The organism is Aequorivita xiaoshiensis (assembly GCF_022008395.1).
Lineage (GTDB): Bacteria > Bacteroidota > Bacteroidia > Flavobacteriales > Flavobacteriaceae > Aequorivita > Aequorivita xiaoshiensis.
The window spans coordinates 1-14800 of sequence record NZ_JAIRBB010000002.1 but is presented as its reverse complement, the minus strand read 5'-3'; the positions used below and the strand labels follow the sequence as shown (position 1 = coordinate 14800).

Annotated in this window: 11 protein-coding genes; 9 read left to right on the top strand and 2 right to left on the bottom strand. The window is 33.6% G+C overall.

The window, feature by feature from the left end; all coding sequences use genetic code 11:
• Together K8344_RS03325 and K8344_RS03320 are read right to left on the bottom strand one after the other, a co-directional pair.
• Positions 1-1287, bottom strand: coding sequence for a glycosyltransferase family 4 protein (locus K8344_RS03325; RefSeq protein WP_237606872.1), 1287 nt, complete (start codon positions 1285-1287; stop codon positions 1-3).
• Positions 1288-3723 carry a YfhO family protein gene (locus K8344_RS03320; RefSeq protein WP_237606871.1) on the bottom strand — a complete coding sequence of 812 codons (2436 nt, stop codon included), beginning with the start codon at positions 3721-3723 and terminating at the stop codon, positions 1288-1290.
• Between the two features lie 232 nt (positions 3724-3955).
• On the opposite strand from K8344_RS03320, the gene K8344_RS03315 reads away from it, so the two are divergent.
• The 9 genes from K8344_RS03315 to K8344_RS03275 all read left to right on the top strand — a co-directional run bounded on the left by K8344_RS03315 (position 3956) and on the right by K8344_RS03275 (position 14041).
• The gene (locus K8344_RS03315; RefSeq protein ID WP_237606870.1) at positions 3956-4729 is read left to right on the top strand and encodes an O-methyltransferase; all 774 of its coding nucleotides are present in this window, start codon (positions 3956-3958) and stop codon (positions 4727-4729) included.
• 116 nt (positions 4730-4845) lie between these two features.
• Positions 4846-5550 (top strand): ABC transporter ATP-binding protein, encoded by a 705-nt coding sequence (locus K8344_RS03310; protein ID WP_237606869.1) that lies wholly within the window; start codon positions 4846-4848, stop codon positions 5548-5550.
• Between the two features lie 19 nt (positions 5551-5569).
• Positions 5570-5740 (top strand): hypothetical protein, encoded by a 171-nt coding sequence (locus K8344_RS03305; RefSeq protein WP_237606868.1) that lies wholly within the window; start codon positions 5570-5572, stop codon positions 5738-5740.
• A gap of 728 nt (positions 5741-6468) precedes the next feature.
• A complete protein-coding gene (gene rplS / locus K8344_RS03300; RefSeq protein WP_237606867.1) occupies positions 6469-6819 on the top strand; it encodes a 50S ribosomal protein L19 in 351 nt (116 codons plus the stop codon).
• 704 nt (positions 6820-7523) lie between these two features.
• Positions 7524-9752, top strand: a complete 2229-nt coding sequence (locus K8344_RS03295) for an NADP-dependent isocitrate dehydrogenase (RefSeq protein ID WP_237606866.1) — start codon at positions 7524-7526, stop codon at positions 9750-9752.
• Between the two features lie 64 nt (positions 9753-9816).
• Positions 9817-12177, top strand: coding sequence for a TonB-dependent receptor (locus K8344_RS03290; RefSeq protein ID WP_237606865.1), 2361 nt, complete (start codon positions 9817-9819; stop codon positions 12175-12177).
• A gap of 4 nt (positions 12178-12181) precedes the next feature.
• Positions 12182-12982 (top strand): DUF4249 domain-containing protein, encoded by an 801-nt coding sequence (locus tag K8344_RS03285; protein WP_237606864.1) that lies wholly within the window; start codon positions 12182-12184, stop codon positions 12980-12982.
• Positions 12983-13008: 26 nt separating this feature from the next.
• Positions 13009-13824, top strand: a complete 816-nt coding sequence (gene murQ, locus K8344_RS03280; RefSeq protein ID WP_237606863.1) for an N-acetylmuramic acid 6-phosphate etherase — start codon at positions 13009-13011, stop codon at positions 13822-13824.
• Positions 13817-14041, top strand: a complete 225-nt coding sequence (locus tag K8344_RS03275; protein ID WP_139856424.1) for a DUF6095 family protein — start codon at positions 13817-13819, stop codon at positions 14039-14041. The genes murQ and K8344_RS03275 overlap by 8 nt, the downstream gene beginning before the upstream one ends.
• Positions 14042-14800: the final 759 nt, after the last annotated feature.

The window sequence follows — 14800 nt, the reverse complement described above, 5'->3', positions numbered from 1 at the left end:
TTATAAGCTAACATCCTTTATCAAAGCCGACATCTGTTTGGTAAGTTGTTTGCGACTAAACCTATCAACTCCTTCGGAAGCAACTTTTAAATCACCTGTTTTATACTGTTCATAAAGTCGGAGAATTTCATTTTTTAATTCTTTGTCTTCAGAGTAATCAAAGAATTTTCCAGATTTTGTTTCATCCACTATCGCTTCTATATCACTTTTATTTGGTCCTAAAGCAATAATTGGACGTTTTGCAGCTAAGTATTCGAAGAGTTTTCCTGGAATTATAGCTCGAGTTTCAGCACTATTTATTTCAACTAAAAGTAGCACCTGACTTTCATTTTGCAGTTTTAAAGCTTCCGAGTGTGATACATATCCTAAAAAGTTGCTGTTTTCATCTAGATTAAACTCAGATAGACTTTCTTTTACTTCATCGCTAACGGCGCCAGCAAATTTCAGTTCTAAATCTCTTTTAAATGAACTGTTTTCATTACAAATTTCGGCAAGAACATTCCATAAGTTCTTTGGATTTCGCTCACTTAATAAAGAACCAATATGAGAAATAGAAAACTTTATATCTAAATTGTATTCCATCTCTTTCCAACTATCGAATCCGTTTGTAATTACTTCAATTGGTCTATTTGTAATTACCTCAAACTCCTTTTTGGTGGTAGGGCTTGTAACGGTTACAACATCCGCAGCATTTAACACGGCGGCTTCTAATGCTTTGTGCTTTTTTTCTGAAGATTTATTTAACCGAAGTGATTTATGGTAATGTATCGTTGTCCAAGGATCGCGAAAATCTGCAATCCATTTTACATTCATCGCTTTCTGAAGCTTCATCCCAATTAAGTGAAGACTATGTGGAGGCCCTGTTGTAATAACAACATCTACTGAATTATTCTCAATGTAATCTGTTAAATACTTAACCGAAGGCTTCACCCATCCTACTCTTGCATCGGGAATAAAAAAATTACCGCGCACATATAGCATTACCTTCTCAATTGCAGATGAATCTTTTTTAGGAATGATTCCACTGCTCATCTGCTTAGTTTTCTTTTTTGAAAAGAATTTAGCAAATCGATAGGGTTCCTTTATAGGATGTTTTAAAATCTCAGTGTCTGAAGGTATCTCGGCAGAAAAGTTTTCATCAACTAACGGATAATTCGGATTTTCCGGGATATAAACAATTGGCGCTACGCCGAATTCCTTGAAGTATTTCACGAATTTTAACCAGCGCTGAACACCGGGACCACCTGCTGGAGGCCAATAATATGTAACGATAAGAGCGCGTTTCATTTAATTCTTAATTTCCTTCTTTCGAAATGAAAAATATAACCCGCTTAATAAAATTAATAGGAGAATAATGCTACTTATGGTAGAAATTGTACTACCTGTTTGGATTACCTTAGGCTCAAATTTGAACTCTATCTTATTATTACCTTCAGGTACAATCATAGCTCTTAAAACATAGTTTGCTCTAAAATATTCTACAGGTTTCCCGTTAATATAAGCATTCCATCCTTTAGAATAATAAACCTCCGAAAATACTGCTAGTTGCTCGGTTTTGGTTGAAGCTTCATACACTAAGTAATTTGGCTTATAGCTTACAAGTTCAATAGAAGCTGTACTATCTCTGGCTACATTTTTAGCAGGTATTTTAGAAAGGAACTCCTTGTTTATTACAGCAGTCTTTTTAGTATCTAAACTATCTAAAAGTCGAATTTCCTGATCTGCATTTTCTGCCGGTTGTACGTTATCTACAAACCAAGCATTTCCATTTGCATAAGGATTTCGTTGCGCTACTGGACCTCCATTTTTATTTTGTGCAATGATGTAACGAACATTCATCATATTCAGAATTCCAATATTTCCTTGGCTGATATAAAACTCAAACAAATCCTGAATTCTTCCCGGCTTTGCAGCGTGATATCCTCCTAATGCATTGTGATAAAAGCTTGCACGTGCACTATTGAATGCATTTGTAGTAGCATCATAAACCCTGAAATGACCATCGTCTTCTAAGATTTGAATATCGGCTCCATTTTTCTGAAATGGTTCTTCAACCAATCTAGCTTGTACAAAATCATCTTCGTTTACATATCGTCTATCAACGCCAACTAAATCAACTAACACCAAAACGCAAAGTCCTGCAATTGCAATTCCTTTTTTCAAGGTTCCTTTCATAAAAAACCAAAGAACTGCAGCCGATAGAATAACAAATATTAGTGATCGGATAGCATCAGAAGTAAAAAGCGACATTCTATCTTCACGAATTGCTTCTAAAAATGGTAGTCCCATTTCCTCCCTAAAATAACTATCATATGGACTTGCAAAATCAAAAAGCGTCGATTTAAATAGTATAAATATCAAGGTAAGCCCTCCTACGATTCCAGTAGAATACAACAATGCCTTTTTCTTTTCTTCTTCTCTTTCAAAATTATTGAAAAATTGATGAAGCCCAACTACAGCAAGAATAGGAATTATAAGCTCTAGTATTACTTGAATAGAAGAAACGGCTCTAAACTTATTGTAAAGCGGCACGTAATCTATAAAGAATTCGGTTAGCCCACTAAAGTTCTTACCCCATGAAAGTAGTAAGATTAAAATAAAAGCAGAAACAGACCACCATTTTAATCTACCTCTAACTAAAAACAGAGCCAAGACAGCAAGAAATATTATAACCGCCCCAATGTATGCAGGTGCACCAACAAACGATTGATCTCCCCAATACATAGGTATCTGACTTAACATTTGATTTGCTTCTTGAGGTGAAGCGCCCATTCGCAGAAGGGTTTCGACAGTTTTCGAATCTTCAGGAAAGTCTTCAGTTGAACTTCCTCCCATAAAACGAGGGATAAAGAGATTGAAACTTTCAAGCTTTCCGTAGCTGTATTCAGTTATATAATCATAATCTAAACCAGTTTTATTATCTTTTGGAGTACCGTTTGCATTGATAGTTAATTCCGATTTTCCACGAGTTGAAGTGTCGGCATATTCTTTTGTTGCTAGAATATTAGTCGCATTTAATCCAATGGCTATTATAACCGAAATACACATTAACCCAACAGCTTTAAAGAAATGAGGTAGTTCTTTCTTTTTATAAGCATCAATTAAATATACAATACCTATTATAATCACCAGAAGCATTAAATAATATGTCATTTGGAAGTGATTTGCAGTCAATTCCAATCCCATAGCAACTGTTAGTAATAAAAACCCCCAAAGATATTTACTCTGGAAAGTGAGAAATATACCGCTTAATACCAATGGCATATAAGCTATAGCGTGTGCTTTAGCATTATGCCCGACACCTAATATTATTATTAAATACGTTGAAAACCCAAAGGCTAAAGCCCCTAGAAAAGCAAGTTTGTAATCTACTTTCAACACTAGGAAAAGAATATACATTCCTATAAAATAAAGGAATAGATAATCTGCAGGTCTCGGCAAAAATCGAATAGCAAGATCTAGCTCTTTTATATAGTTATTCGGGTATTTTGCACCAAGTTGATAAGTTGGCATTCCACCAAAAGCAGCGTCTGTCCAAAAAGTTTCTTCCCCGGTATTTTTACGAAAATCATTTTGCTGTTTGGCCATTCCAGTATATTGAACAATATCACTTTGGAATATTTTTTTACCTTGTAAAACCGGGTTAAAATAGGCCAAGGAAGTCACTATGAATAACACGAAGACAACTAAATGTGGAAGTAACTTTTTGTAGTTAAACTGCATAATAAAGCGTGTATAATTTGAATCGGGGAAATTAGCAAAAAAATATCATTAATCTATGGCAACAGGCGAGAGTATGAAGCAAAAACAACAGCCATTTTTAATCTTGAAATAAATCTTCTTCAAGAAAATTTGGCGCAATGCCACGGTTAGAATTACTTTGTAGCCTAGATTAAATTTGAAAAAATCTACCAATTCATTTAAACAGAAACTTAATTCGGATTATTTTTCCACAATGATTCACCAATCAAAAAGCTATCTTGAGTTTTTAAGACGTTCTAAGAACAAGCACGGGGTTCACTCCCCATTTGTGTTCGACCTTATCACGAAATGTTTTAATGATAAAACTAAGCATCCTGAATACAAGATTTTAAGACAGTATAAAAAAACTTTGAAACAAGATAAGTCTGAATTCAACATGACAGATTTCGGGCAAGGCTCAAGAGTTTTTAAAGGAACTAGGAGGAAAACTTCAAGAGTAGCAAAGCAAGCTGGAATGAAATTAAAGCGCCAAAAGCTTTTATTTCGCCTAGCTTCCTATTTAGAAACTAAAAATAATTTAGAACTAGGAACCTCATTAGGGATTAGCACAGCAGCCTTAGCTTTAGGAACCAAAAAAGGAAAAATTTTAACTGTTGAAGGATGCCCAAACACTGCTAAAAAAGCAGAGGGTTTATTTGAAGAATTTAATTTGAATAATATTCAACTTGAGCAAAACACTTTTATTAATTTTTTATCAACTCCTTCTCAAGATAAATACGACTTAATTTTTATTGATGGTGATCATAATGGGGAACGCACTTTAAAGTATTTTGAAAAGTTATTAGCTTTTACACATAATGACACTGTAATTGTTTTTGATGATATTTATTGGAGTAAAGGAATGACCGAAGCTTGGGAAAAAATTATAAAGAATGAAAAGGTTACCGTAAGTATCGACACCTTTCAATGGGGATTAGTGTTTTTTAGAAAAGAACAGCTTAAGCAACATTTTGTAATTAGAGTATAAAATAGACTCACTAAAGCTCGCTCAAAACATTTAAAAACAGAAGTTGTAACAGATATCTTAACTTTGCGTCCTATAGTCGCGATAAACATAGCTCCTAAATCTAGAACTAATAAAATATGAGTTTAGTAATTAAAATTCGAAATATAACTAGAGATTTTCCTTTAGGATCAGAAACTGTAAAAGTTTTAAAAGGAATAGATTTAGACATAGAACGTGGTGAATACGTAGCGTTAATGGGACCATCTGGTTCTGGAAAATCTACATTAATGAATTTACTTGGATGTTTAGACACTCCTACTTCTGGAAGCTACGAGCTTAACGGAAAAGACGTTAGCAGTATGAGTGATGATGAACTTGCCGAAATTCGAAACAAAGAAATTGGTTTTGTATTTCAAACTTTTAACTTACTACCTAGAACAACTGCCCTTGAAAATGTAGCCTTGCCAATGATATATGCGGGAGCATCAAAAGCAGCACGTACCGAAAGGGCTAAAGAAGTGCTTACCAATGTAGGCTTAGCAGACAGAATGGACCACAAACCTAATCAGCTTTCGGGTGGACAACGACAAAGAGTTGCTGTTGGAAGAGCATTAGTAAATAGACCTTCTATTATTCTTGCTGATGAACCAACAGGAAATTTGGATTCTAAAACATCTGTGGAAATAATGAATCTCTTTAATGAAATTCACAAAGCAGGAAACACTGTTATACTAGTTACGCACGAAGAAGATATTGCCGATAATGCGCATAGAATTATTAGGCTTCGTGACGGAAAAGTGGAAAGCGACACTAGAAAAGAAGTTATAACTGAACAGCTATAATTTATTAAATATCACCAATATGATTGATCTTTCAAATCCTATCGTATTAATTGTTGGAGGTGTACTTTTACTTGCATTGCTATATTTCTGGAATAAGAGCAACGCTTCCAAACTGCGTAATCGCAGAAATAAATCCTTTAGAAGCAGTTATTACGAACGTAAAAAGGAACGAGAAAAAGAAAAAAAATAGATAATTCTACAATATAAAAAATTCCTAAATCCTGATTTGATGGAATAGTAAATTTGCAGCTTAATAGTCCATTGTTCGGAACCATTAAGTTGTTGGCAATTTATACTTCTCCTATAATTGGAATACCCTCCTCAATAACTGGGGGTACAGAAGTAATTTGATTACAAGAGCTGTAAACGGAGACATATTTAAATCTAATAAAAGCGCTTTAGAATTGTTAAAAGTTGAACGTTTCCAAAGGTTACGTAGGAGCTTTGTCTTTCCAAGTACCAACATTATGTGGGGATTGTTGAGCACTTGCTTGCCAAAATATAGCAAGAAAAGTTACTAGAGTTAGAAGGGAGTTTTTAATCATAAAATTTAAGTTTGATTTATTGTTATTAATTTTTTGTTAAAACTAACATCAGCTATATTTCTAAACAACAAATCGGTTAAAGATTTATCATCACTAAACTTCTTTTAACAATAAGAGTCCTATTATAAGATTATAAAACTTGTGAATAGATAAGAAGTATCTTTGAAGTCTTTACTAAGCTTTTCATATTTAAAGCGATAATGCTGATTGAATTTTTGACAACTTAACTCGTTTAATACTAATTAAAGATGTTGTTTTAAACTCAAAAAAACTTGTCACATATAATAAATTGCTTACTTTTGCACCCACTTAATTCAACCTCTGGCGAAAACCGCGAATGTTGCTTTAAATTAAACCCTATCAATTTAACAAAATGGAAGAGTTAATTAAATTTGTTGAAGACGAATTTGTTACAAAAAACGAATTTCCTGAATTCGGAGCTGGAGACACTATTACTGTGTACTACGAAATCCGTGAAGGTGAAAAAACAAGAACTCAGTTTTTTAGAGGTGTTGTAATCCAAGTAAAAGGAACTGGAACTACAAAAACTTTTACAATCCGTAAAATGAGTGGAACTATTGGTGTAGAGCGTATTTTCCCAATCAATATGCCAGCACTTCAAAAAATCGAGGTTAATAAAAGAGGTAGCGTGCGTAGAGCTCGTATTTACTACTTTAGAGGCCTTACTGGAAAAAAAGCCCGTATCAAAGAAAAGCGTTCATAAGGTATTCTTTGTTGAAAACTCTCAAAAGCCCTGTTTTAACAGGGCTTTTATTATGAACAATTGTTAACAACTGTTGTTCGTAAACAGTGAATTTTTAATGAGTTACAAATTGCTACAATACCGATAAAGAGTCTTATATTAGCAATATCAAATAAAGTTTAAAAACTTTTTATTGATATAAAGTAACGTTCTTTTACACTATTCTTTTCTAATTTAATATGAAGCTATCAACCTTAATGGATGTTTAGTTTTTAAATTTTAAAAGAGTAACTGAAAACACTTTATTAGCTTTTTTTAATTGTTTGAAGTATTCACGATCTTTAGATTATTAGTACTTAGATTAAAAAAAGTGTTGGGTAAGTTTTAAAATTTAAATTGACCTTCGGGGAAATTAAAATGGTAAAACGAAACCCGTGTAAGTAAACTACAACTGCAAGAATATAATAACCTTGCTTATAATATACCATAGAGTATATTGGTTGGTAAAAGTTTACATACAAGGAGCCATATCATTAGTATTTATACTTTGATATGGCTTTTTTATTTATAGAAACCCTCTTCTGTAGACAATCTTAAAGTTGGATTTTAAAATTTTGTGAATCCTTAACTTTTAAACTACTGTACTCTCTTTTAAAACCACCATCAAATCGCTATATTTGCATTCCGAAAATTTTAGATATTTATTTCTTATAAAAAACATTTCAATGACAAATTCTTCAAAAATTATATACACCAAAACCGATGAAGCACCGGCTTTGGCAACACACTCGTTTTTACCAATAGTTGAAGCATTCACTTCTCCAGCAAATATAGAAATAGAAAGTCGCGACATTTCACTTGCTGCTCGAATTTTAGCTGTATTTCCAGAAGTTCTTACTGAAGAGCAACGAGTAAGTGATGATCTTGCTTATTTAGGAAAACTTGCCAAATCTCCAGAGGCAAATATTATTAAACTTCCAAATATCAGTGCTTCTATTCCACAATTAACAGAAGCAATTGAAGAATTACAGAAGAAAGGATTTAAGATTCCAAATTATCCTGAAGACCCAAAAACTTCAGAAGAAAAAGAAATAAAAGCAAAATACGATAAAGTAAAAGGAAGTGCTGTAAACCCAGTTCTTCGTGAGGGTAATAGCGACAGACGTGCTCCTAAAGCCGTAAAAAACTATGCTAAAAAACATCCGCACAGCATGGGCGCTTGGAGCAGTGATAGCAAAAGCCACGTTGCAACAATGCAAGAGGGTGACTTCTTTCACAATGAAAAATCGCTAACCTTAGCTTCAGACGATACTTTAAAAATTGAATTGGTTGAAAACGACGGTAATAAAACTGTCTTAAAAGAAAACTTAAAAGTTTTAAAAGACGAAATCATCGATGCAACGGTGATGAGCAAAAAAGCTTTAATTTCATTCTTAGAAGCTCAAGTTGAAGATGCAAAAGCGAAAAGCGTTCTGTTTTCTGTGCATTTAAAAGCTACCATGATGAAGGTAAGCGACCCTATTATTTTCGGGTATGCTGTAAAAGTTTACTTTAAGGACCTTTTCGAAAAGCACGCTCAAACTTTTAAAGAGTTAGGTATCGATGCAAACAATGGTCTTGGAGATCTTGAAAATAAACTTTCAGAATTAGCTACAGATAAGAAAAACGAGATTCTTAACGATATTAAAAATATAATCGACAAGAATCCTGATTTGGCAATGGTAAACAGTGACAAGGGAATTACAAACCTTCACGTTCCTAGCGATGTTATTATAGACGCATCTATGCCAGCTATGATTCGTAACTCTGGTAAAATGTGGGGTCCCGATGGAAAAAGCCACGATACTAAAGCGGTAATCCCTGATAGTAGTTACGCAGGTGTTTATCAATCTACTATAGATTTCTGTAAAAAACATGGTGCTTTCGATCCTACTACAATGGGAACAGTACCAAATGTGGGATTAATGGCTCAAAAAGCTGAAGAGTACGGAAGTCACGACAAAACTTTTGAAATTCCAGCAAATGGAAAAGTTCAAGTTATTAATAACTCCGGTGAGGTTATTATCGAACACACTGTTGAAGAAGGTGATATTTGGAGAATGTGTCAAGTAAAAGATTTACCGATTCAAGATTGGATTAAATTAGCAGTTTCTCGTGCTAGTGCAACAGGAAGTCCTGCTGTTTTCTGGCTAGATGAAAATCGTGCACACGATGCTGAATTAATTAAAAAAGTAAATACTTACCTTCCAAATCACGATACTGAAGGTTTAGAAATAAAAATTCTTTCTCCAGAAAAAGCAACTGAATATACTCTGGAGCGCGTGAAAGCTGGTGAAGATACTATTTCAGTAACTGGAAACGTATTGCGTGATTATTTAACAGACCTTTTCCCTATTTTAGAATTAGGAACTAGTGCTAAAATGCTTTCTATCGTTCCTTTAATGAACGGAGGAGGATTATTTGAAACTGGAGCTGGAGGTTCTGCACCTAAACACGTTGACCAATTTTTAGAAGAAAACCATTTACGTTGGGATTCTCTAGGAGAGTTTTTAGCTTTAGCCGTATCTTTAGAACATCTTGGAAATAAGAATGACAATCATAAAGCAATAGTTTTAGCTGAAGCTTTAGATGAAGCAACTGAAAAATATTTAGACAACAGTAAGTCTCCTTCACGTAAGGTTAAGGAAATTGACAATCGCGGAAGTCACTTCTATTTAGCTATGTATTGGGCAGAAGCACTTTCTAAGCAAGATAAGGACCAAGAATTAAAAGATATATTCACTCCAATTGCTGAACAATTAAAAGAAAACGAGAACAAAATCAATGAAGAATTGACAATGGTTCAAGGGCATTTAGTTGATATAGGTGGTTATTACGAGCCAACTGAAAAATTAGTATTTGAAGCTATGCGACCAAGCAAAACTTTTAATAATATACTTTCAAAAATAAATTAAGATTATAAAACGTTATAAAACCTTCAGCATTGCTGGAGGTTTTTTATACCTAATAATATTTCAATTGAAAAAAATACTCGTATTCCTATTTTTTTTTACAACTGTTGTAATCTTTTCTCAAGAAAAATTTACACTTAGTGGGACTGTTTCAGAAGCAAGTTCTGGCGAAACACTTTTTGGAGTAAACGTTATTATTCCCGAATTACAAACAGGGACGATAACTAATCAATATGGATATTATTCAATTACACTTCCTAAAGGGAATTATAATGTTACCTACAGTAATATAGGGTTCGCATCCCAAACTATTGATGTTGCTCTTTCAGAAAACATAAAGTTAGACTTAGAACTTGCTACAGATACTGAAAACTTAGATGAAGTGGTTATTAAAGCAAATGCAGAAAGCTTAAGTGTTCGCAGTTCTCAAATGAGCGCAAACACTCTTTCATCGAGAACAATTAAAAAAATCCCAGTGGTTCTAGGTGAAGTTGACGTTATAAAAGCCATTACATTACTTCCTGGAGTTACCAGTGCGGGTGAAGGAGCTAGCGGTTTTAATGTTAGAGGTGGTGCGTCTGATCAAAATTTAATACTATTAGACGAAGCTACCATTTATAATTCCTCACATTTATTTGGTTTCTTTTCTGTCTTCAATCCAGATGCTATTAAAGACCTTACATTGTATAAAGGGGGAATTCCTGCTCGATATGGAGGAAGAGCATCTTCAGTTTTAGATATTTATCAAAAAGATGGTAATAAACGAGAATATCACGCAAGTGGAGGAATTGGTTTAGTTGCAAGCAGATTATTATTAGAAGGCCCAATAAAAAAAGACAAAGCTTCTTTTTTGATTGGTGGCCGAAGTAGTTATGCACACTTATTTCTTCCGTTATTTGATAACGATAACATTGCTTACTTCTACGATCTAAATACAAAACTAAGCTATAATATAAACGACAATAATCGTCTTTTCCTATCCGGATATTTTGGAAGAGATGTTTTTGAAATTTCAGATAGTTTTACAAATAACTTTGGAAACACAACTTTAAATCTTCGTTGGAATCACCTTTACTCCGATAAGTTGTTTTCAAATTTATCTTTAATCTACTCAGATTATTATTACGGCCTAGCGCTGAAATTTGTTGAGTTCGATTTTGATAGTGGTATTCGTAATTTCAACTTAAAATACGATTTCACACATTATATATCAAATAATATCGATTTGCGTTACGGACTAAATAGTATTTACTACAAGTTTAATCCAGGAGATGTAAATCCAACCACTGAAGATTCAGGAATTAATCCTTTTAAGCTAACCGATAAATACGCATGGGAGAACGCGGCTTACGTAGATGCTAAAATAGAATTTTCCGATAAAATTTCATTACAGGCTGGACTTCGACTATCTACATTTAATCGTTTAGGACAAGATGAATTGTTTCTTTATGAAAACAACAATCCTTTAAATTACGATTCTAATCTTAAGATATACCGAAAAGCAAAACCTATCGATACAGTATCATATAGTAGAAGTGAAACTATTAAATCATTTATAAACTTAGAACCTCGATTTTCTATTTCCTATTTATTAAATGAAAATTCTTCTATAAAGGCGAGTTACAACAGGATGTCGCAATATATTCACCTAATAAGTAATACTACCTCTCCTACTCCTTTTGATATTTATGCACCAAGTGGAAAGTATATTGACCCACAATTGGCAGATCAGGTAGCTTTGGGATATTTCAGAAATTTTAAAAATTATTCTTTAGAGGTTGAAACTTTTTATAAGGAAGTAAAAAACAGACTAGACTATATAGATGATGCCGATTTAATTGCAAATAATGCCATTGAGCAAATTGTATTAAACGGGGAAGCAAGAGCTTATGGATTAGAGGTTTTATTCAAAAAAACAACTGGTAGGTTTCAAGGTTGGCTAGCTTATACATTGTCTAAAAGTGAACAAAGAACACCTGGGCGTACGGAATTTGAAAGCGGTATAAATAATGGTGAATGGTATAATAGTCCGTGGGATAAATCGCATGATATATCGGTTACAGGACAATATGAACTTTCAAAAAAATGGTCTTTTGGTGCCAATTTTATTTTCCAAACAGGGATACCAACCACTTATCCAGAAGGACAATATGTATATAACGGAATGGTTGTTCCAGTTTATGAAGCCCGTAATAGTAGTCGTCTATCTCCGTTTCATCGTTTAGATCTATCAGCCACTTGGACTCCAAAACCTGAAAGTACAAAACGCTGGAAAGGCGAATGGGTGTTTAGCGTCTATAACGCTTACAATCGTAAAAATGCAGCGTCTATTAGATTTAGCGAAAATACAGATATCGGAAAAAATGAAGCGGTTAGACTATCTATATTTGGTATAATTCCGTCAGTTACTTATAATTTCAAATTTTAATACTATGAAAAAAATATATTTATTAGTTTTTTTCTTCGGAATTCTTACTTCTTGTCAAGATGTTATAGAAGTTGAACTTAATGACGCTCCTCCCCGATTAGTTATTGAAGCCAATATTAATATTCTAGAAGATGGCTCTTCATTGAGTAGTTTGGTGAAACTTACAACTACAGCTCCATTTTTTGATAATGTTGTCCCTATAGTTGAAGATGCAATTGTTCTAATTACTGATGAAAATGGCGTTGAATATCCGTTTGAATACCGCGGTGAAGGACTTTATCAAGGAACTTTTCTACCACAAGAAGACATAGACTATTCCCTTAAAATAATTTACGACAACGAAGTTTATACAGCTACAACACAACTTCAAACAACAGCTACCTTAGAATATGTTAATCAGCGTGACGACGGAGGTTTTAGTGGAGAGGATATCGAACTAAAAGTCTTTTTTAATGATCCTATAAACGAAGAGAATTTTTATTATTTTACCGGAATTACAGAAAAAGGGACTGTACGTAGCGTTTACAACGATGAGTTTTCTAACGGAAATTTAAATTTTGGATATTTTGTAGTAGAAGATTTAGCTCCTGGAGATAGTGTTATTTTTAATCTTTATGGTGTTGATGAAGAATTTTATAATTATATGTTTGTTCTTTTACAACAAACCGGTGGAGGGAGTGGACCTTTTGACACGCAACCAGCGACTGTAAGAGGAAATATAATTAATGAAACAAATCCTGAAAACTATCCGTTAGGATATTTTAGAATATCTGAAGTATCAACACTCAATTATATAGTTCAATAACATTAATATTAGCCTTAAGTTTATAGATGAATTTTTTAAAAACCACTGAATCAGATTCAAAATACAATCATTTAGAAAAAATGGGGGTACAAGAACTGCTTCAAAATATAAATAACGAAGACAAAACAGTAGCTTTTTCTGTTGAGAAGGCGCTACCTGAAATAGAAACTTTAACCGAAAAGATAGTTGAAAAATTAAATACTGGTGGTAGATTGTTTTATATAGGAGCAGGAACAAGCGGTAGATTAGGAATTGTAGATGCAAGTGAATGTCCTCCTACCTTTGGAGTATCTCCCGACTTGGTTATTGGGTTAATCGCGGGAGGAGATTCAGCCATACGAAACGCTGTTGAATTTGCTGAAGATTCTGAAAACCAAGGTTGGGAAGATCTTACTAAAGAAAACATTAATGAAAAAGATATAGTGATAGGAATTGCTGCTTCTGGCACCACACCTTATGTTATTGGTGCATTAGAAAAATGCAATAAAAATAATATTGCTACAGGTTGTATCACTTGTAATGAAGGAAGTCCATTAGCCTTAACTGCACAGTTTCCAGTAGTTGTTACTGTAGGTCCAGAATTTGTTACAGGAAGTTCACGTATGAAGGCTGGTACAGCCCAGAAACTTGTTTTAAATATGATTTCAACTGCTACAATGATTCAGTTAGGACGAGTTAAGGGAAATAAAATGGTAGATATGCAATTGAGTAATAATAAACTTGTAAATCGCGCTATTAAGATGATTACTGCTGAACTAAATATCTCGAATGAAGAAGCTGAAAAACTTTTAACGAAATATAATAATGTTAGAAACGTTTTAAATAATTACCACAATGAGTAAAGGACACACAGATTTTAATTTATTGAAAAAAGGATTAAAATATATGGCAATTGCCTTACCATTGCTCTTTTTAGGTCCTTATTTACTTACTTTAGCATTTTTGAATAAAGACACTAATATTATCTATATGATTCTTCCTGTGGCTCTTATTACATGTGTAGGAGCAATATTCCTATGTTTCAAAGGTATAAATACAATCATGAAATCTATATTTTAAAATTGTATTCATTTATGACAAATTCATTCTAGCTTTTATTCCTGCTTATTATATATAAGAAGATAAAGTTTACATATTTAAAAGAGGCCAATATATATCTTTATAGTGGCTTTTTTATTTATAAACTAGTGGTTTGAACCTTAAGAATAGCACCTAAACTATTTTGGTTATGCTGCAACCTCTATTATGCTTCCTGTTATTTCAGATTAGAACAAAAAAATTTTAATCACCTCCAATACTAAAAGGTTTACAAAAAAGAAAGGCGGCTTAAGGAGTTAAAAACGGTTCTTACAGGATTATTTGGGTAACGCTGCAATTACCACCCACGCTGTCATTTTAGAACAAATAGAAGTTTTAATCACTTTTAATACTATAAGGTTTGCAAAAAAGGAAGGCGGCTGGAGGAGTAAAAACGGTTCTTGCAGGGTTACTTGGGTAACGCTGCAATCACCACCCACACTGTCAGTTTAGGGCAAAAAAAGCTTTAATCACCTCCAATACTATAAGGTTTGCAAAAAAGTATAACGGCTTGAGGGTTAAAAACGGTTCTTGCAGGGTTCCTTGGGTAACGCTGCAATCACCACCCACACTGTCAGTTTAGGGCAAAAGAAGTTTTGATCACCTCCAATACTAAAAGGTTTACAAAAAAAGATAGCGGCTAAAAGAGTTAAAAACGGTTCTTGCAGGGTTACTTGGGTAACGCTGCAATCACCACCCACACTGTCAGTTTAGGGCAAAAGAAGTTTTGATCACCTCCAA